General features: G+C 69.5%; 15 protein-coding genes. 9 read left to right on the forward strand and 6 right to left on the reverse strand.

All coding sequences use genetic code 11. The features are described 5' to 3' along the window. Positions 1-74: 74 nt before the first annotated feature. On the reverse strand, positions 75-2,213 hold the full coding sequence (gene malQ / locus DMB80_RS04765) for a 4-alpha-glucanotransferase (protein WP_420812130.1): 2,139 nt from the start codon (positions 2,211-2,213) through the stop codon (positions 75-77). A gap of 73 nt (positions 2,214-2,286) precedes the next feature. Here malQ and DMB80_RS04770 point away from each other — a divergent pair, with 73 nt between their 5' ends. The 5 genes from DMB80_RS04770 (at position 2,287) to DMB80_RS04790 (ending at position 8,405) form a co-directional block, all read left to right on the forward strand. After that, complete coding sequence (locus DMB80_RS04770) at positions 2,287-3,474, forward strand: MFS transporter (RefSeq protein ID WP_111508780.1); 1,188 nt, start codon at positions 2,287-2,289, stop codon at positions 3,472-3,474. 79 nt (positions 3,475-3,553) lie between these two features. Then, positions 3,554-5,131: a carboxylesterase/lipase family protein gene (locus DMB80_RS04775; RefSeq protein ID WP_111508781.1), complete on the forward strand. Its 1,578-nt coding sequence runs from the start codon at positions 3,554-3,556 to the stop codon at positions 5,129-5,131. Between the two features lie 9 nt (positions 5,132-5,140). Then, the gene (locus tag DMB80_RS04780) at positions 5,141-6,088 is read left to right on the forward strand and encodes a sterol desaturase family protein (RefSeq protein ID WP_111508782.1); all 948 of its coding nucleotides are present in this window, start codon (positions 5,141-5,143) and stop codon (positions 6,086-6,088) included. Between the two features lie 10 nt (positions 6,089-6,098). Next, positions 6,099-7,514, forward strand: coding sequence for an NAD(P)/FAD-dependent oxidoreductase (locus tag DMB80_RS04785; protein ID WP_111508783.1), 1,416 nt, complete (start codon positions 6,099-6,101; stop codon positions 7,512-7,514). A gap of 231 nt (positions 7,515-7,745) precedes the next feature. Next, entirely contained in the window at positions 7,746-8,405 is a 660-nt protein-coding gene (locus DMB80_RS04790; protein WP_205538543.1) for an Rv1815 family serine proteinase, read from the forward strand. Here the strand turns inward: DMB80_RS04790 and DMB80_RS04795 are convergent. Beyond that, positions 8,402-8,854: a nitroreductase/quinone reductase family protein gene (locus tag DMB80_RS04795; RefSeq protein ID WP_111508784.1), complete on the reverse strand. Its 453-nt coding sequence runs from the start codon at positions 8,852-8,854 to the stop codon at positions 8,402-8,404. The genes DMB80_RS04790 and DMB80_RS04795 overlap by 4 nt on opposite strands. 107 nt (positions 8,855-8,961) lie before the next feature. Between DMB80_RS04795 and DMB80_RS04800 the strand changes: the two genes are divergently transcribed. Continuing rightward, positions 8,962-9,642, forward strand: a complete 681-nt coding sequence (locus tag DMB80_RS04800) for a TetR/AcrR family transcriptional regulator (RefSeq protein WP_111508785.1) — start codon at positions 8,962-8,964, stop codon at positions 9,640-9,642. Here the strand turns inward: DMB80_RS04800 and DMB80_RS28005 are convergent. Together DMB80_RS28005 and DMB80_RS04810 are read right to left on the reverse strand one after the other, a co-directional pair. Next, entirely contained in the window at positions 9,636-10,070 is a 435-nt protein-coding gene (locus DMB80_RS28005) for a hypothetical protein (RefSeq protein ID WP_205538549.1), read from the reverse strand. The genes DMB80_RS04800 and DMB80_RS28005 overlap by 7 nt on opposite strands. A gap of 136 nt (positions 10,071-10,206) precedes the next feature. Beyond that, complete coding sequence (locus tag DMB80_RS04810; RefSeq protein ID WP_111508786.1) at positions 10,207-10,869, reverse strand: NADPH-dependent F420 reductase; 663 nt, start codon at positions 10,867-10,869, stop codon at positions 10,207-10,209. Positions 10,870-11,001: 132 nt separating this feature from the next. Here DMB80_RS04810 and DMB80_RS04815 point away from each other — a divergent pair, with 132 nt between their 5' ends. Both DMB80_RS04815 and DMB80_RS04820 read left to right on the forward strand, forming a co-directional pair. Beyond that, entirely contained in the window at positions 11,002-11,493 is a 492-nt protein-coding gene (locus DMB80_RS04815) for a VOC family protein (RefSeq protein WP_111508787.1), read from the forward strand. Continuing rightward, positions 11,490-12,989 (forward strand): FAD-binding protein, encoded by a 1,500-nt coding sequence (locus DMB80_RS04820; RefSeq protein ID WP_111508788.1) that lies wholly within the window; start codon positions 11,490-11,492, stop codon positions 12,987-12,989. Before DMB80_RS04815 ends, DMB80_RS04820 begins: the two co-directional genes overlap by 4 nt. Here DMB80_RS04820 and DMB80_RS04825 read toward each other — a convergent pair. After that, positions 12,986-14,911 carry an ABC transporter ATP-binding protein/permease gene (locus DMB80_RS04825; protein WP_111508789.1) on the reverse strand — a complete coding sequence of 642 codons (1,926 nt, stop codon included), beginning with the start codon at positions 14,909-14,911 and terminating at the stop codon, positions 12,986-12,988. The two genes, DMB80_RS04820 and DMB80_RS04825, sit on opposite strands and share 4 nt — an antisense overlap. A 45-nt stretch (positions 14,912-14,956) precedes the next feature. Further along, positions 14,957-16,864: an ABC transporter ATP-binding protein/permease gene (locus tag DMB80_RS04830; protein WP_111508879.1), complete on the reverse strand. Its 1,908-nt coding sequence runs from the start codon at positions 16,862-16,864 to the stop codon at positions 14,957-14,959. Positions 16,865-17,080: 216 nt separating this feature from the next. Here DMB80_RS04830 and secA2 point away from each other — a divergent pair, with 216 nt between their 5' ends. Then, positions 17,081-19,381, forward strand: coding sequence for an accessory Sec system translocase SecA2 (secA2, locus tag DMB80_RS04835; protein ID WP_420812131.1), 2,301 nt, complete (start codon positions 17,081-17,083; stop codon positions 19,379-19,381). Positions 19,382-19,389 lie beyond the last annotated feature (8 nt).

The raw sequence follows: 19,389 nt of genomic DNA on the forward strand, positions 1-19,389 counted from the left end.
CGGTGACGAATGTGAAACCGCTGCAGACGCCGCAGGCGTTACAGCCGGCCACCTCCGGCCGTGTCATGACAACGTCACGGCAGCTCGGCCGCTGCGCGCATGACATCGCAGAGCGCCGCGGCGCGCGCATCGTCGAACAGGGCGTCGAGGAGCACCCCGCGGCCGTCGGGCCCGGCCAACGGCACCCGCCAGTTCGGGTACTCGTCGGTGGTCCCGGGCTGATTCTGGGTGCGCGTCTCGCCGACGGCGTCGGCCAACGACATGGCCAGCAGTTGCGACGGACTACGGCCCAGATAGCGGTGCAACGCGATGACGACCTCATCGACATCGGGGTCCGTGTCCGGCTGCTCACCGAGCAGGCCGACCCGCCGCAATTCGGCGAGCCAGGCGTCGCGATGCGCGCGGTCGGCCGCCCACTCCTGCTCGGCCGGGCGGGTGAGCAGGCCCAGCTCGTCGCGCAGCCGGACGTGCTCACCGACCAGGTAGCCGGCGGTCGGCGGCAGGTCATGGGTGGTGACCGCCGACAGGCAGGCCTGCCGCCACTGCTCGGCCGGCAGCGGCGCACCGTCGGGGCCGGATTCGAACCACAGGATCGAGGTGCCGAACAGGCCGCGGTCCCGCAGATAGTCGCGCACCCACGGCTCGACGGTCCCGAGATCCTCCCCGACGACCACAGCACCGGCCCGGTGGGCCTCGAGCGCGACGATGCCGATCATCGCCTCGTGGTCGTAACGCACATAGGTGCCCTCGGTCGGCGCGACGCCCCGCGGAATCCACCACAGCCGGAACAGGCCGATGATGTGGTCGACGCGCACCCCGCCGGCATGGCGCAGCGCCGCGGCGACCAGAGCGCGGAACGGTTCGTAGGCGGCCTCGGCGAGCCGGTCAGGACGCCACGGGGGCTGTGACCAGTCCTGCCCCAGCTGGTTGAACTCGTCGGGCGGTGCGCCCGCGGTGACGCCGAGCGCCAGGACATCCTGCAGCGCCCACGCGTCGGCACCGGCGGGATCCACCCCGACCGCGAGGTCGGCCATCACACCCACCTCCATACCCGCGCCCACCGCGCCGGCCTGAGCCGCGGCCAGCTGCTCGTCGAGCAGCCATTGCAACCACCGGTGGAAATCGACTGCGGCGGAGTGCTCGGCGGCATAGGCGGCGACCGCCTCGCTGCGCGGGTGCCGCAGCTCCGCGGGCCACTCACGCCAGTCCGAGCCGTACTCTTCCGACAGCGCGCACCAGGTCGCGAAATCGTCGAGTGGGGTGCCCTCGCGGTGGCAGTACCCCTGATACGCGAGTTCCCGGCCACGCCGCAGCGGCACGAGGTAAATGCTCTGCAGCGCAGCGCGTTTGGCCTCCCACGCGCGGTCGCGGTCGATGCGCTGCGAGCGGGCCGCGCGGGCCTGCAACCGCGAGTGCGCTTTGCGCACCCGGCCGCGATGGCGCAGATAGGCGTACTCCGGCACCGCTTCCACCCGCAGGTACAGCGGATTGACGAACCGGCGCGACGTCGGCAGATACGGCGACGGCTCCATCGGCGGGATCGGTGCCGCCGCGTGCAGCGGATTGACCAGGATGAAGCCGGCGTCGTGCTCGCCTGCCGACCACACGGCCAGATCGGTCAGATCCGTCAGATCGCCGACGCCCCAGGAATCCTCGGACCGCACGCTGTAGAGCTGGGTTGACAGACCCCACAGCCGGCGGGCGCCCATCCGCACCGGGGTGGCGATGTGCGACGGCGTCACGATCACGGTGGCGCCCGTGTCGAAGGCGCCGACGCGCAGATGCACCCGGTGATACCCCAGGGGGAGGTCGCCGGGCAGTTCGAAGCTCGCTTCGCCGACCAGGCGGCCGTCGAGATCGTAGGGCGGCCGGTTGTTCTCGAGCTGCCGCAGATGATCTCGGCGGGTGCCGTCCTCCAGCTGCAGCCAGACATCGACGGGATCGCCGTGGGTGACATGCACCCAGAACGGCGTCGCGGCGCCTTCCCGCGCGACGATCGATGCGGGCAACGACCGCGCCCAGTAGGCGGCCTCGTGCGCGGTGAGCGCGTCGGTCCGCTCGGCGTCGGTCCCGGCCTCGACGCCCAGCGCGCCCAGGACGGCCACCAGCGTCGTGTCGGGCACGGTGACGTGGCGACCAGACCAGTCCTGATAGTCGGTGGACACGCCGTAGCGGGCGGCCAGGTCGATGAGCGACGAGCGGTCCGTGGGCATGGGCGTCATCTTGCCGTCCCGTGGCCGCGCCGTCGCAGCGACCGTCCGGCGCGACGGTAGGGTCGCACGCATCATGGCGCCCCATCCGCTCGACGGCGGCCAGGCGCGCGACCGGCGGGCCCGGATCGCGATCGGCGCCGTCTTCCTCACCAACGGCGCGATCTTCGCCAACCTGCTGCCCCGGCTACCGGAGGTCAAGACCGATCTGGGGCTCTCGAACGCGATGCTGGGCGGCGCGGTGGCGTCGTTCTCGGCGGGTGCCCTGATCGCCGGTCCCGCCGCCGCGGCGCTGATCCGGCGCTTCCAGTCCGCCCGCGTGAACCTGGCGACGACGTTGATCCTCGCAGTGTTCATCGTCGCGGCCGCCGCTGCGCCGAGCGCCGTCACACTCGCAGCCGCCCTCTTCGTCGCCGGTGCCGCCGACGCGATCACCGACGTGGCGCAGAACGTGAACGCCCTACGCCTGCAACGGCAATACGGTCGCTCGATCATCAACTCGCTGCACGCCGTCTGGGCGGTGGGTGCGATGCTCGGCGGGTTGATGGCCGCCGGCGCCATCGCGGTGCACCTGCCGCGAACGCTGCACCTCGGCCTGTCGGCGGTGCTGTTCGGCGTGGTGGCCGCCGCCGCGTACCCGTTCCTGCTGCATGGTCCCGACCACGATGACCACCCCACCCGGGACGGCAGCGGCATCTCGGCTGGCACCGGGGTCTACCTCGTGCTGCTGGCACTGATCGGCATCGCGATCGCGGGCGCCACCGTCGAAGACGCCGGAAGCTCGTGGTCGACGCTGTACCTCCGGGACAGCCTGGGTGCCTCGGGTTCGGTGGCCGCGTTCGGTTACATCGCCCTGGTCGGATCCATGTGCATCGGACGCTTGGTCGGCGACCGCCTCGTCGACCGGTTCGGCGAACGTGCCGTGGTGCGGACAGGCGGGGTGATCAACGCGGCCGGGATGGCTGCCGCGCTGGCGTTCCCGTCGGTGCCGGGCACCATCGCCGGGTTCGCCGCGGCCGGGTTGGGTGTGGCCACGGCGGTGCCGGCGGCGATGCGCGCCGCCGACGAACTCCCCGGGCTGCGCGCCGGTACCGGTCTGACGATCCTGACCTGGCTGATGCGGGTCGGCTTCCTCGGCGCCCCCCTGCTCGTCGGTGTCGTCGCCGACGCCGCCGGGCTGCGGGTCGGGCTGCTCATCGTCGTGGTGGCCGGGGTCAGCCTGCTCGCCCTGGGCAGGGTGCTGGCCGGAAAAGCCCGGCGGTGAGCCGGACCTGCGCTGGTACAGTGGCGTACCGGGGACGTACCGGGCATGCCGGCCCTTCGATCGAAGGAGAAGTACTGAGATGACCGCGGAACCCCGCTTCGACGAGACCCGCAGCAACACCGGCGGTCATCCGGTGGTGGACACCGCCTACGGGCCGGTCCGCGGCGTCGACGACGGCACGATCGCGTCGTGGCGGGCCGTTCCGTACGCCGCCCCGCCCGTCGGCGACCTGCGGTGGCGCGCGCCGGTGCCACCCAGTGCCTGGACCGAGCCGCGCGACGCCTCCCGCGTCGGGCCGGCCTGCCCGCAGCCGACCGACCCGCGCATTCCCCTCCCTCTCGGCGCTCCCCAGGGCGAGGACTTCCTCACGCTCAACGTCTGGGCGCCGTCCGGCACCGAACCCGGCGCGGGTAAGCCGGTGATGGTGTGGGTGCACGGCGGTGCCTACCTCCTCGGTGCGGCCAGCCAGCCGCTCTATCGCGGCCGGCGGCTCGCTGCCGACGGCGACGTCATCGTGGTCACCATCAACTACCGTCTCGGTGCGCTGGGCTTCCTCGAACTCGCCGCACTCGGCGCCGAATCCGAACGCTTCGCCACCAACGTCGGATTGCGCGATGTACTCGCCGCACTCACCTGGGTGCGCGACAACATCGCCGCGTTCGGCGGAGATCCCGGCCGGGTGACGCTGTTCGGCGAGTCCGCCGGCGGCGGTGTGGTGACCACGCTGCTGGGCACTCCCGCGGCCAAGGGGCTGTTCCACGCCGCGATCGCACAGAGCTCTCCCGTCACGTCCTCCTACGACATCGAACAGGCCGGCCGCATCGCGGCCCGGTTCCTCGACGTCGTCGGGGTCGGCCGCGACGAGCTGTCCCGGCTCGCCCAGCTGCCCATCGGGGCGATCGTGGAGGCGTCGCGCACCGTGTTCAACGAGGTGCCCGTGCGCACCCCGGGCAGGCTCGCCTTCGCGCCGATCGTCGACCGCGACCTCGTGCCGGACTACCCGATCCGGCTGGCCCAGAACGGTCAGACACATCCGGTGCCACTGATCATCGGTACCAACCGGAACGAAGCGGCGCTGTTCCGCTACATGAAGTTGCCGTTGCTGCCGATCAAGGCCGAAGCGATCCAGGCGATGTTCGCCCAGATCGCCGCCGAACAACCAGAACTGACACTGCCCGAGCGGGCGCAGCTCGAGGGCATGTATCAGGGGCGACGGGCGGGCAAGGGGCTGGGCCTCGCCAGCGACCTCGGTTTCCGGATGCCGTCGATCTGGTTCGCCGACGGGCACCGCGCCACCGCGCCCGTGTACCTGTACCGCTTCGACTTCGCCACCCCGATGCTGCGCGCGGTGCGGATGGCCGCCGCGCACGCCACCGAATTGCCGTTCGTGTGGGGAAATCTCGGTTCGGGGCGCAAGGATCCGATGTTCGCGCTCGGGGGCCGCACCGCCGGCGCCGAGGTGTCCCGGCGCATGCGTGCCCGCTGGACCAGCTTCGCCCGTGACGGCGCGCCGGGCACCCCGGCGGCCGCGCCGCACTGGCGCCCCTACGACGACGCCCGCGCCACCCTGGTCATCGATCGGTACGACAGCGTGGTCGACGATCTCGATGCGCCGGTACGCCAAGCGTGGGGCGACGATGTGCTGAGCTTCCGATAGGAGACGGCAATGGCGTCAGCGGAGTTCCTCACCGTGCTGCCACCCGCGATGCGGGATCCGGTGCTGTTCGCGATCCCGTTCTTCCTGCTGCTGCTCGTCATCGAATGGGTCGCCGCTCGGAAGCTCGAACACGTTGTGGCAGAACAGGACCGAGAGGACCGTCCCGGTGCCGGCGCGTACCTGACCCGCGACGCCTGGGCGAGCATCTCGATGGGACTGGTGTCGGTCGCGACCATGGGCGCCTGGAAATTCCTGGCGCTTCTGGGGTACGCCGCGATCTACACCTATCTGGCGCCGTGGCACCTCTCGCCGACGCAGTGGTACACCTGGGTGATCGCGATCCTCGGGGTCGACCTGCTGTTCTACGCCTATCACCGCACGGCGCACCGCGTTCGGCTGATCTGGGCCACCCACCAGGCGCACCACTCCAGCGAGTACTTCAACTTCGCGACGGCGCTGCGGCAGAAGTGGAACAACAGCGGCGAGATCGTGATGTGGCTACCGTTGCCGCTGTTGGGAATTCCGCCGTGGATGGTCTTCTTCAGCTTCTCGGTCAGCCTCGTCTACCAGTTCTGGATCCACACCGAGCGGATCGGCACCCTGGCGCGGCCCATCGAGTTCCTGTTCAACACCCCATCGCATCACCGTGTTCACCACGGCATGGACCAGCTCTATCTGGACCGCAACTACGGCGGCATCCTGATCATCTGGGACCGGCTGTTCGGCACCTTCCAACCCGAGGTGTTCCGGCCGCGCTACGGACTCACCAAGCCGGTGAACACCTTCAACATCTGGCGGCTGCAGACCCGCGAATACGCCGCGATCGGTCGCGACGTCCGCTCGGCGCGGCGGCTGCGCGACAAGCTCGGCTACATCGTGGGCCCGCCCGGCTGGCAGCCGGCCGGGCGACCGATCGGGAAGGCCGAGCCCGTCACCGGCGCTCATGTCAACCCGTAGTCTTCGCGGTGTGCACACCGTCTTCGATGCCCCCGTCGACTCCGCCCTGGTGGACCGGTCCCTGGCCGGCAGCACGCTGGGCTCGGTCTGGTTGGACCCCGGCTCCGTCGACCGCCCGGACCACCCGGTCCTGTCGGGCCCGCTGACCGCCGACCTGCTGGTGGTCGGCGGCGGCTACACCGGACTGTGGAGTGCACTGCATGCCGCGCGCCGCCACCCCGACCGCCGGATCGTCCTCATCGAAGCCGACCGCATCGGGTGGGCCGCCTCGGGCCGTAACGGCGGTTTCGTCGAGGCGAGCCTGACCCACGGCTACGACAACGGGAAGTCGCGCTGGCCCGACGAGATCGACACGCTCGAGGCGCTCGGCATCGAGAACCTCGACGGCATGCAGGCCGAGATCGCCGAACTGGGCCTCGACACCGAGTGGCAGCGCACCGGGATGATGACGGTGGCCACCGAACCCCACCAGGTGGAGTGGCTCACCGAGGCGGCCGCCGACAACCACGGGAAGTTCCTCGACACCGAGGCGGTGCGCGCCGAGGTAGCCTCCCCGACCTATCTGGCCGGCCTCTACAGCAGCGAGGACTGCGCGATCGTCAATCCGGCGAAGCTGGCACTCGAACTCGCGCGCGCCTGCCGGGAGGCCGGTGTGGAGATCTTCGAGCACACGACGGCACGCCGCATCCATTCCGGCGGGGCGGCGCTGCGCGTCGACACCGACGGCCCGGCTCTGACGTGCCGACAGATCATGTTGGCCACCAACGTCTTTCCGAGTCTGCTGCGCCGCAACCGGCTCCACACCGTGCCGGTCTACGACTACGTGCTGGCCACCGAGCCGCTCACCGACGCCCAGCTCGACCGCATCGGGTGGCGGCACCGGCAGGGGATCGGCGACTCGGCCAACCAGTTCCACTACTACCGCCTGACGATGGACAACCGGATCGTGTGGGGTGGTTACGACGCGGTGTACCACTTCGGCCGCAAGGTCAAGTCGAGCTACGAGGATCGCGCCGAGAGTTACCGCCGGCTCGCAGCGCACTTCTTCGTCACGTTCCCCGCTCTCGACGATGTCCGCTTCACCCACCGATGGGCGGGCGCGATCGACACGAACACGCGCTTCTGCGCGCACTGGGGGACCGCGCGCGACGGCCGCGTCGCCTACGTCAACGGGTTCACCGGGCTCGGCGTCGGGGCGGCCCGCTTCGCCGCCGACGTGTGCCTTGACCTGCTCGACGGTCTCTCCACGCCCCGTACCCGGCTCGAGATGGTGCGCAGGAAGCCGCTGCCGTTCCCGCCGGAACCGCTCGCCAGTGCCGGCATCCAGGCCACCCGCTGGTCACTGGACCGCGCCGACCACAACGGCGGGCGGCGCAACCTATTGCTTCGCACGCTCGACGCGGTGGGCCTCGGCTTCGATTCCTGACGCCTGACCCCTCCTGACCCCTCCGGTACCGGCCCGTCCGCGTGTAACGCGCCGTTATCGACCTGCGATGAGCCAGTTACACCGTCGGCGCACGGGGGTAATCACCTCCCCACTGTGAGCACGGCGGTCGCCGAGAACTCACCCGGGGAGAGTGGAGGGGCCGTGCTCAAACGACTGCACAACCGCCTGTCGTCGCGCCACCGTATGTCTTTTGGCACATCGGCCGCTGTAATGGCCCTGCTGGCGCTGCTGATTCCCGCGGTGCCCGCCGGCGCGCAGCCCGACCCACTCGTCTACCCCGGCATGGAGATCCACCAGGACTCGGTGCTGTGCACACTCGGGTACGTCGACCCCGCCACCCGTACCGCGTTCACCGCAGGGCACTGCCGCGCCTCGGGCACCGTCACCGACAAGACGGGCACGGTGATCGGCACCCAGGGCTCCTACCGGGACAACACCCCGGACGGCATGACCGTCGACACCAACCATCAGATCGCCGACTGGGAGGTGATCCACCTACTCCCGACGGCCACCGTCAACAACGTGCTGCCCAGCGGCAAGGCGCTGGTCACCGATCCCGCGGTGCTGCCCGTCGCCGGAATGCCGGTGTGCCACTTCGGCGTCGTGACGGGGGAGAGCTGCGGCACCGTCGAGGCGGTCAACAACGGCTGGTTCACGATGGCGGGCGGCGTGGTCAGCCGCAAGGGCGACTCCGGCGGACCCGTCTACACCACCACTGCCGACGGCCGCACCGTGCTGATCGGAGTGTTCAACAGCACGTGGGGCACCTACCCGGCCGCCGTCTCCTGGCAGACCGCGAGCTCCGAGGCCCGCGCGGACACCATCTCGGCCGCCTCCGCCGAGATCACGCCGGTCTCCGCCCAGCCCTAATCCGAGAGCACGAACACCGGGATCGACGGCGCCACGGCGCGCAGCTGCTCTTCGGTCGACGTCGGCGTCAAGCCCCCGATGTGCCCCTTGACCTGCCAGTACCACCGGTCGACGTACGGTCGGAGCACAGCGGGCTTCGCGTCATCGGCAAGCTCGACCGCGGTGCGTTGCCGGGAGTGCCGACGGGGTCCGGTCTCGACAGTGCCCGCGGCGCGGACATTGCGCGCCCACTGGGTGTTGCCGCGCGGGGAGATCAGGTAGTCCCTGCCGTCGACGGTCAGCAGGTTGATCACGACCTGGCGCGCCACACCGCTCGTGCGTCCCCGCACCCGCAGAGCGGTGCTGCCCTGGATGCTGACCCCGCGCTCGGCGAGCCACCGCATAGCGGTGTTGAACAGCCGTGCGGCGGGCCCCGGAACGTCGTAGCGGGCAATGGAGTGGTCGGTCATGGTCTGATCTCCTCAATGTCTGAAACGAGAGCACTGCTCTCGCAACTGTGGCACGACCTCACCGAGAATGCAAGAGCAGTGCTCTCGGATATGTCAGACTGGTCGCCGTGGGCACACGGCAGGACGGCAGGGCGCGCATCGAGCGGCAGATCGTCGAGATCGGCCGGCGCCACCTGGTGACCGAGGGCGCCGCGGGGCTGTCGCTCCGTGCGGTCGCCCGCGATCTGGGCATGGTCTCCTCGGCGGTGTACCGCTATGTCGCCAGCCGTGACGAGCTGCTCACGCTGCTGCTGATCGACGCCTACACCGAGCTCGCCGACGCCGTCGACGACGCGCACCGTGCCGCCGAGCCCGATTGGCAGCGCCAGCTGTCCGCTGTCGCCCACGCGGCGCGAACCTGGGCGCGCGATCAACCTGCGCGCTGGGCGCTGCTCTACGGCAGCCCGGTGCCTGGCTATCACGCCCCCGCGGAACGCACCGTCGGGCCCGGGACGCGGGTGATCGGCACGCTGTTCGGCATCGTCGACACCGCCGTCACCGCCGGCGCGCTCCGCGAATCCGATACTCCTGTGCCGCAGCAACTCTCATCAGATTTCGAGAGGCTGAAAGCCGAGTTCGGGATCACCGTCGACGACGGCACCCTTGCCCGGTGCTTCGCGCTCTGGGCTGCGCTGGTCGGCGCCGTGAGCCTGGAGGTGTTCGGTCAGTACGGCTCCGACACGCTGACCGATCCCGGGTTGGTCTTCGACACCCAGGTGCGGCTGCTCACCGAGATGCTGGCTCAGTAACCGCGGCTGCCGTCCGGCGACGTGACGAAGCCGTGCTCGCCGTAGTGGCGGTCCGGCGGATCGACGGTGTCGGCCGGCCAGGACGCCGGCTTGGCCGCGTGGCAGGCCAACGTGTCGGCGGTGGGGACCGCGCACACCACGCCGTTGCCCGCGTCGAATCGCGAACCGACCGGCAGCACAGGAGGGGCGGACTCAGGCGCCGACTCGGGCATGTCGGATTCGGTGAACATCGCCTCGTGGGTCAGCGACACCGAGACCATCGTCGCGTCCGTGCCGGCCAGCGGGCCCGAGCAGACGATTCCCAGATCGGGGATCAGGCTGTCCTGGCAGCGCACGCCCCCCGGCGTCTCGAAGATCCACCCCGATGTGCTCGGATGTGCGCCGAACACCTGATACGGCGCTGGGTCGACCGCCGGATAGGCAGTCAGGTCGACCTCGGGCGGTGCAGCCTGTGCGGGCGCCGCGCCGGCCCGGAGGCCGGCGACGGTCAGGACGACGGCAGTGGAGACGTCGGAGACGGCCGGGATGCGCATGTCAGGACTATCGCGGCGGCCGGGGATCCCGTTAGCGGGCGGTCCACTCCGCGGTTCGTTCGGGCGAGGCCTCGGCCAACGCCTGCACGGTCTTCTCGACGTCGAAATCCTTGCCGTACACCGGAGATCCCGGTTGCTGGCGCCACGACTCGGCGATCGGCCCGGCATGGACCGGGTCGAAGCCCAACTGGTCGACGATGTCGTGCACGAGATCGCGACCGGAGCCGTCGTCACCGGCCACCGGCAGCGCGATCCGATCGGCCGCGCCGCGAGGCTTTCCGCTCTCGAGCAGATGCTTCCACCAGATGCCGTTGAACACCTTGAACACGGGGGCGCCGATCTGCTCTGCCACCCAAGCACTTTCGACCTGGCCGTCTTCGATCGCCGCGATCTCACCGTCGCGCTGCTGCGGGTAGTAGTTGTTGGTCTCGATCACCGGAGCGCCCGGCTTGCGCGCGTCGACGATGCCGTCGGCGAGATCCGGAACGTTCTTCTGGGGAATGCTGACGATCACCAGATCGGCGTCGGTCGCGGCCTCGCGGGCCCACACCGCCGTGGCCCCCGTCTCGTTCGCCAGGTCGGCGAGTGTCTCCGGCGAGCGCGAGTTCGCCATGCTGACCTCATGGCCGAGCTCGCTCAGGCGTCGGGTCAGAGTCCCACCGATCAGACCTGCTCCGATGATTCCGATCCGCATCGTGCCTCCTCGAGAATGTGTCGTGTCGACCTCGTCGCGCAACGCCGGACTCGCGGCGGCTATTCCGGGGAGCCGGGGCAGAAATAGAACACGTTCTAGCACGCGTGGACGGCGAACGATATTCTCGACTCGATGCTTGACCAGACACCTGTCCAGATTGCCTGGGTGACGCGCGACCTCGATGCGACCGAGGCGGCATTGACCGCGCTGATGGGGGCCCGCACCTGGGTGCGCATGCCGGGTGTGCACTTCGGCCCGGACACCTGCACCTACCGTGGGCAGCCGGCCGACCACGTGGCCGACGTCGCGCTGAGTTATGCCGGCGACATCCAGCTCGAGGTGATCGCACCGGTGCGCGGAGAGAGCATCTACACCGAATTCCTCGACCGCTGCGGCCCCGGCTTGCACCATGTGTGCCGCGCCGCACCGGACCTCGAATCCTTCGACGCCGCCGTCGCCGCCGCCGCCAGCGAGGGCACGCCGGTGGCGATGGCCGGCACGATGGCCGGCATGCGGTTCGCCTACCTCGCAGCGCCCGACGCCGGCGTGCCCTACCTCGAAATCGCCTACATCCCAGCTGAACTCGCCGCATTCTTCGACCACATCAAACAGGAGCAGAAGTGAGCTTGCCCACCCCCGACACCGTCAAGGCCGCCGACGTCACCTCCTGGTCCGACGAGACCGACGTCGTCGTCATCGGCTTCGGCATCGCCGGTGGCTGCGCGGCCGTCAGCGCCGCCGCATCCGGCGCGCGGGTCCTCGTGCTGGAGAAGGCGGCCGCCGCCGGCGGCACCACCTCGATGGCCGGCGGCCACTTCTACCTCGGCGCCGGCACCGCGGTACAGCAGGCCACCGGTCACCCGGATTCTGCCGAGGAGATGTACAAGTACCTGGTCTCGCAGTCCCGCGACCCCGAACACGACAAGATCCGCGCCTACTGCGACGGCAGCGTCGAGCACTTCGACTGGCTGGAAGCCCTCGGCTTCCAGTTCGAGCGCAGCTATTACCCCGGCAAGGTCGTCGTACCGCCCGGCACCGAGGGGCTCTCCTACACCGGCAACGAGAAGGTCTGGCCGTTCTGCGAGCAGGCCGTCCCGGCGCCACGCGGACACTCGGTCCCGGTGCCCGGCGAACTCGGCGGCGCCGGGATGGTGATCGACCTGCTGGTCGCCCGCGCGGAGGAACTGGGCGTGCAGTTCCGCTACGAGACCGGGGCCACCGCGCTGGTGCTCGACGACGACGGCGCGGTGGCCGGCGTGCGCTGGAAACACTTCGGCGACACCGGCCACATCAAGGCCGCGTCCGTCGTCATCGCGGCCGGCGGATTCGCGATGAACGCCGAGCTCGTCGCCGAATACACGCCGGCGCTGGGCGCCGAACGCAAGACCAAACACCACGGCACCGTCGCCCCCTACATCCTGGGCAACCCCAACGACGACGGCCTGGCCATCGCGCTCGGCGTCTCAGCCGGCGGCGTCGCCACCCACATGGACCAGTTGTTCATCACCGCCGCGGCCTACCCGCCCGAGATCCTGCTCACCGGCGTCATCGTCAACGCCGACGGCAAGAGGTTCGTCGCCGAGGACTCCTACCACGCCCGGACGTCGGCGTTCGTCCTCGACCAGCCCGACCAGGTGGCCTACCTGATCGTCGACGAGGCGCACATGCAGATGCCCGAGATGCCGCTGATCAAGTTCATCGACGGCTGGGAGACCGTCGCCGAGATGGAGGAGGCGCTCGGCATCCCGGCCGGCAACCTGGCCGCCACGCTGGACCGCTACAACGCGGGCGCCGCCCGCGGTGAGGATCCCGACTTCCACAAGCAGCCCGACTACGTCGCCGCGCAGGACACAGGCCCGTGGGCCGCGTTCGACCTGTCCCTGGGGAGGGCGATGTACTCCGGTTTCACGATGGGCGGATTGAAGGTCTCGATCGACGGCGAGGTGCTAAGGGAGGACGACAGCGCGATCGAAGGCCTGTACGCCGCCGGGGCCTGCGCGTCGAACATCGCCCAGGACGGCAGGGGCTACGCCAGCGGAACCCAGCTGGGCGAAGGATCCTTCTTCGGCCGCCGCGCGGGCAGGCACGCCGCCGCACGCGCGGCGGCAGCCATCGTCTAGGGCGCTGCGACCCGAGCGGGTTCCCCGCCGATCACGCCGAGCTCCCATCCGCCGCCGCCCAACAGCTTCAGCTCCCGGGTGTGGTGGCGCTGCAGGCTGCTGCGATGGCTCACGCTGACCAGGATCGTGTTGGGGAGCTCGGTGCGCACCAGCTCGTACATCGTCAACTCCAGGCCCTCGTCGAGCGCCGAGGTCGACTCGTCGAGGAACACGGCCTTCGGCCGGGTCAACAGGATGCGGGCGAACGCGATGCGCTGCTGCTCGCCGGGGGAGAGCACCTTCGCCCAGTCCTGCACCTCGTCGAGCCGCTCGACCAGATGCGGCAGCGCGACCTTGCGCAGTGCCTCGACCACGGCGTCGTCACCGATCGTGCCCTCCTTGTTCGGATAGGACACCACGGCGCGCAGGTCACCCAGCGGGACATAGGGCATCTGCGACAGGAACATCGTCTCGTTCTCGTTGATCGGGTAGGTCAACCGGCCCGATGTGAAGGGCCACAACTGCGCCAGGCTGCGCAACAGCGTGGTCTTGCCGCTCCCGGATTTGCCGGTGACCATCAGGCACTCACCGGGCTCCAGACGCAGATCCACCGGGTCGAGCAGCTGCTTACCGTCGGGGGTACGCACCTCGACCTTCTCCAGCGTGACGTTCTGGCCGGTGCAGTCGGCGACGTCGAGGTGCGGCAGCGCGCGGCCCTGCTCGTCGGCGGTGACCAGGCCGTCGAGACGGATGATCGCGGCCCGGTAGCCGGCGAACATGTCGTAGGCGTTGCGGAAGAATGACAGGCCGCCCTGGATCGCGCCGAACGCTGACGCCGACTGGTTCAGCGCGCCCAGCGGGATCTCCCCTGCAGCGAAGCGCGGGAATTGGATCAAGTAGGGCAGCGGCACGATGAGCTGGCCCATCGACCAGTTCCATCCGTTGAATCGCAGGGACCGGTTCACGTACCGCCGGTAGTTGGTGACGACGGGCGCGAACAGCTTCCGCAGTCCCGTGCGTTCGGCAGCCTCACCGCGATAGAACGCCACCGCCTCGGACGCGTCCCGCAACCGCACCAGTGCATAGCGGAAGGCGGCGTTGTACTTCTCGTTGAGGAACGACAGCCCGATGATCGGGCGGCCGATCCAGAACGCGATGACCGTGGCGAACAGCACGTAGCCAATCGCGATCCAGAAGATCGCGTGCGGCAACGTGACCCCGGCCAGCGTCAGCGGGCCAGACAGATTCCACAAGATCGCGGTGAAGGAAATGACTGAGATGACCGCCGAGATCGCCCCGAACAGCAGCGAATTGCTCGAGCCGTAGTACGGCATGTTGGGCTGCGGGCCGTTGGTCGCGGTGAAGATGTCGATGTCGGACTGGATGCGCTGGTCCGGGTTGTCGATTCGCTCGTCGATGAACCGGGCCCGGTAATAGGCGCGGCCGCTGAGCCAGTCACCGGTCAGCCGGTCGGTCAGCCAGGCCCGCCACCGCAAGCAGAACCGCTGGAACAGGTACATGTCCAACAGCAGCTGGGTGATCGACAGCGCCGCCAGGATGCTGAAGATGAGGATCGTCGACCAGAACCCGTCGATGCCGGACTGCCTGACCTCGTCGTTGCCCGACGTCAAGCCCTGCACGACCACCTGGAAGCTGGTCAGCAGATCGTTGCTCTGGTAGGTGAGCAGCACGTCGAGCCGCACGTTGATCAGTACCGAGGCCAACAAGGTCGCCAGAAATGCCCAGACCTTGACGCTCTCGCGCCCGGTGAAGTAGGCGCCGGAGATTCGCCAGAACTGCCGCCCCCACAGGGTGAATCGGATGATCAGAGTCAACACGACCAGAGTCGCGACCGCCGTCATGGCCCAGGCCTTCGCGAGCCACCACAGCGAGGTCCACAGTTCGTTGCCCCAGTCCAGCGTCGGGGCGAACAATTCGCTCATGCGGGCAAGGTACCGCGCCAACCTGCCCGCGGCGTGGCGGAGGCGTCAACCCGAAGGCGCGAGTCGCTCCAGCCGCCATTCGCCGTCGCCGACGAGCGAGAGCCGACGGTCGTGCAGCGGGTGCACCGTGGCGCGATGGCTCACGCTGACCACGATCGTCTCGGGTAGCCGCTCACGCAGGAGGCGGTACAGCATCTCCTCCAGGCCTTCGTCCAGCGCCGAGGTGGACTCGTCGAGGAACACCGCGCTCGGCTCTGCCAGCAGCGCCCGGGCGAAGACGATCCGCTGCTGTTCGCCCACCGAGAGCATCTTGGCCCAGTCCTGGGCCTCGGCGAGGCGGATCATCAAGTGCGGCAACGCCACATCGCGCAGCGCCGACTGCATCGCGGCGTCGTCGTAGGTCTCCGGCGGGTGCGGATAGGCCACCGCGGTGCGCAGGTCGCCCAGCGGCAGGTAGGGCAGCTGCGGGACGAACATCACCGCATCGCACCCCCCGGGCAGCCGCACCTCGCCCGAGGCGTACGGCCACACCCCGGCCAGGCTCGCCATCAACAGCGACTTCCCGATGCCCGACGGGCCGGTGACGACGAGTGACTCGCCGGGTTCGAGCGCGACGTCGAGCGGATGCAGCAGCGGACTGCCGTCGGGCCGGCGCACCGCGACCCCCGACACCTCGAGGCGGCCGTCAGTGGAGTCCGACGGGCGCACCGGCGTGAACCGGCCCGCCCGTACGTTCTGGTCGGCCAGACCGTCGAGCCGGATGATCGCCGCCCGATAGCTCGCGAACTGGTCATAGGCGTTGCGGAAGAACGACAGGTTGTCATGGATCGCGGCGAAGGCGTTCGACGACTGCCACACCCCGCCGAACGAGATCCGCTGCGCGAACAGCCCCTGCGCCTGCACCAGCCACGGCAGGGGATTGATCGCCTGGCTCATCGACACGTTCCAGCCGAAGAACAGCATCATCCGGTTCAGCCAGTGCCGGTAGTTCTCCATCACCGCGTCCAGACGCCGGCTCAGCACCGTGCGCTCCGCGGCCTCGCCCCGGTAGAGCCCGATCGCGGCGCCGCCCTCGCGCACGCGGACCAGTGCGTACCGAAATGCGGCGTTGCGCATCTCGTTCAGATAGCTGAGCCGGATCAGCGGCCGCCCGATCGCGAACGCGACGACGGTCGCCACCAGCACGTACACCAGCACGATCCAGAACAGGGCACGCTGCAGCGTCACCCCGCCCACGGTCAGCGGCTCGGACAGCTGCCACAGGATCACCCCGAACGACAACACCGACAGCACCGCTTCGACGGCGCCGAACAGCAACGTGTTGCCCGAGGTGAAGATCGGATTGTTGGTGTCCCCGCCGACCCCGGTGGTGAACACGTCGACGTCCTGCTGGATGCGCTGATCGGGATTGTCGATCGGCCGGGCGCCGAACTGCGCCCGGTAGTACGCCAGATCGCCCAGCCAGCCGTCGATGAAGTTCCTGCTCAACCAGATTCGCCACCGCATGATGAACCGCTGGGTGACGTACATGTCGAGCAGCAGACGCACGATGTAGCAGCCGGCCAGCACGGCGAAGATCACCATCGTGGCCCAGAACCCGGCGATCCCGCTGGACCGGTCCGGCCCCGAGGAGAACGCGATCTGCAGCGCGGTGAACAGATCGTTGACGTAGTAGGTCAGCAGCACGTTGATGCGGACCGACACGATCACCAGCAGCAGGAGAAGAGCCACACACGCCCACACCCCGACGCTGGCGCGGCCGGTGAAGTACCCGCCCGTGACCCGCCAGAACTGCCGACCCCACTCGGTGAAACGGCCCAGCGCGACGAGGACCACGGCCAGGCACAGCGCCGTCACCACGAACGCCGTCAGCACCCAGATCCCCGAGTTGAGCCATTCCCGGCTCCAGTCCAGTGTCGGCGCGAACGTCTGCCCGAACGTCTCGGTGTTCACGCGGCGCACCCCCCTTCGGCACGGCCCGGTCTGCGGCGAAGTTACCCCAGGACCCCCGTCCCGATGGGGACGTCCGAGACCGCCGGCGCCGAATGTCGCGTGGCAGTCCGTCGTCGCGCCACCTCTCCCGCGTACCGTGATCGTGTGGCACGCACCTCTTCGAAAACGTCGGCCCCGGCCCCCGCATCGGCGCAGGGCAAGAAGCCGAGCGGGCGCCTGTCGGGGCGCTTCTGGAAAATGCTCGGGGCCAGCACCGACCGCAATCAGAACCGTTCGATGGAGCAGGTTCAGGCCGCCGCGGACTTCGACACCAAGGCCGCCGAACTCGACGACGAGAAGCTGACCAAGGCGGCCACCCTGCTGCAGCTCGAGGACCTCGCGGAGTCGGCGGACATCCCGCAGTTCCTCGCGATCGCGCGGGAGGCCTCCGAACGCACCACCGGCTTGCGCGCCTTCGACGTCCAGCTGCTCGGTGCACAGCGGATGCTCGCCGGCGACGTGGTGGAGATGGCCACCGGTGAGGGCAAGACACTGTCCGGCGCGATCGCCGCCGCCGGCTACGCGCTGGCCGGCCGCAGCGTGCACGTCATCACCATCAACGATTACCTGGCCCGCCGCGACGCCGAGTGGATGGCGCCGCTGATCGAGGCGCTGGGCCTGACCGTCGGCTGGATCACCGCGGACTCCACCGCCGAGGAACGCCGCGCCGCCTACCAGTGCAACGTCACCTACGCCTCGGTCAACGAGATCGGCTTCGACGTGCTGCGCGACCAGCTGGTCACCGACGTCGCCGATCTGGTGTCGCCCAACCCCGACGTCGCCCTGATCGACGAAGCCGACTCCGTCCTCGTCGACGAGGCGCTGGTCCCGCTGGTGCTGGCCGGGACCAGCCACCGCGAGGCGCCGCGCCTGGACCTGATCCGCTACGTCGGAGAGCTCGTCGACGACGTCGACTGGGCCACCGACGCCGAGGGACGCAATGTCCACCTCACCGAGTCCGGCGCCCAGAAGATCGAGGCCAAGCTGGGCGGGATCGACCTGTACTCCGAGGAGCACGTCGCCACGACGCTGACCGAGATCAACGTCGCGCTGCACGCGCACGTGCTGCTGCAGCGCGACGTGCACTACATCGTCCGCGACGACGCCGTGCACCTGATCAACGCCTCCCGCGGCCGCATCGCGACGCTGCAGCGCTGGCCCGACGGCCTGCAGGCCGCTGTCGAGGCCAAAGAGGGCATCGAGACCACCGAGACCGGCGAGGTGCTCGACACCATCACCGTGCAGGCGCTGATCAACCGGTACCCGACGGTGTGCGGGATGACCGGCACCGCGCTGGCCGCCGGTGAACAGCTGCGCCAGTTCTACAAGCTCGGTGTGTCGCCGATCCCGCCGAACACCCCCAACATCCGCGAGGACGAACCCGACCGCGTGTACGTCACCGCCGCGGCGCGCAACGACGCGGTGCTCGAACACATCACCGAGATCCACGAGAGCGGCCAGCCCATCCTGGTCGGCACCCGCGACGTCGCGGAATCCGAGGACCTGCACCGGCGGCTGGTCAAGGCCGGCATCCCCGCGGTCGTGCTGAACGCCAAGAACGACGAGGAGGAGGCGGCCGTCATCGCCGAGGCCGGCCAGCTCGGTGCGGTCACCGTGTCGACCCAGATGGCCGGCCGGGGCACCGACATCCGGCTGGGCGGCTCCGACGAGAAGAACCATGATGCGGTGGCCGAGCTCGGCGGGCTGCACGTCATCGGCACCGGCCGCCACCACACCGAACGCCTCGACAACCAGCTGCGCGGGCGCGCCGGCCGCCAGGGCGACCCCGGTTCCACCGTCTTCTTCTCCAGCTGGGAGGACGACGTGGTGGTCTCGCACCTCGACGCGGGCAAGCTGCCGCTGGACTGCGACTCCGACGGCAAGGTGCTCAGCACCAAAGCCGCGACTCTGCTCGAACACGCCCAGCGCGTCGCCGAGGGCCGACTACTCGACGTGCACGCCAACACGTGGCGCTACAACCAGCTGATCGCCCAGCAGCGCGCGATCCTGGTCGAACGGCGAGACGCGTTGCTGCGCACCGCAACTGCCCGCGAAGAGCTGGCCGCGCTGTCTCCCGAGCGCTACGAGAGTCTGCTGGAGGAGCTCGGCGACGAGGGCGAAGCGAAGCTGGAGAAGATCTGCCGGCTGATCATGCTCTACCACCTCGACCGCGGGTGGGCCGATCACCTGGCCTACCTCGCCGACATCCGGGAGAGCATCCACCTGCGGGCGCTCGGCCGGCAGAACCCGCTCGACGAATTCCACCGCCTCGCCGTCGACGCCTTCGGCTCGCTGGCCGCCGACGCGATCGAGGCCGCCCAGCAGACCTTCGACACCGCTGCCTCGATCGAGGACGAGCCCGGCGTGGACCTGTCGAAGCTGGCACGCCCGACGTCGACGTGGACCTACATGGTTCACGACAACCCGCTCAACGACGACACCCTGTCGGCGCTGAGCCTGCCCGGGGTGTTCCGCTAGGTTCTACG

This window comes from Mycobacterium kyogaense (genome assembly GCF_003254575.1).
GTDB lineage: Bacteria > Actinomycetota > Actinomycetes > Mycobacteriales > Mycobacteriaceae > Mycobacterium > Mycobacterium kyogaense.

Bases quoted from the DNA above. Each gene is read 5' to 3' on its own strand.
- malQ (WP_420812130.1), bottom strand. From the start codon at position 2,213: ATGCCCACGGACCGCTCGTCGCTCATCGACCTGGCCGCCCGCTACGGC.
- DMB80_RS04770 (WP_111508780.1), top strand. From the start codon at position 2,287: ATGGCGCCCCATCCGCTCGACGGCGGCCAGGCGCGCGACCGGCGGGCC.
- DMB80_RS04775 (WP_111508781.1), top strand. From the start codon at position 3,554: ATGACCGCGGAACCCCGCTTCGACGAGACCCGCAGCAACACCGGCGGT.
- DMB80_RS04780 (WP_111508782.1), top strand. From the start codon at position 5,141: ATGGCGTCAGCGGAGTTCCTCACCGTGCTGCCACCCGCGATGCGGGAT.
- DMB80_RS04790 (WP_205538543.1), top strand. From the start codon at position 7,746: ATGGCCCTGCTGGCGCTGCTGATTCCCGCGGTGCCCGCCGGCGCGCAG.
- DMB80_RS04795 (WP_111508784.1), bottom strand. From the start codon at position 8,854: ATGACCGACCACTCCATTGCCCGCTACGACGTTCCGGGGCCCGCCGCA.
- DMB80_RS04810 (WP_111508786.1), bottom strand. From the start codon at position 10,869: ATGCGGATCGGAATCATCGGAGCAGGTCTGATCGGTGGGACTCTGACC.
- DMB80_RS04815 (WP_111508787.1), top strand. From the start codon at position 11,002: ATGCTTGACCAGACACCTGTCCAGATTGCCTGGGTGACGCGCGACCTC.
- DMB80_RS04825 (WP_111508789.1), bottom strand. From the start codon at position 14,911: ATGAGCGAATTGTTCGCCCCGACGCTGGACTGGGGCAACGAACTGTGG.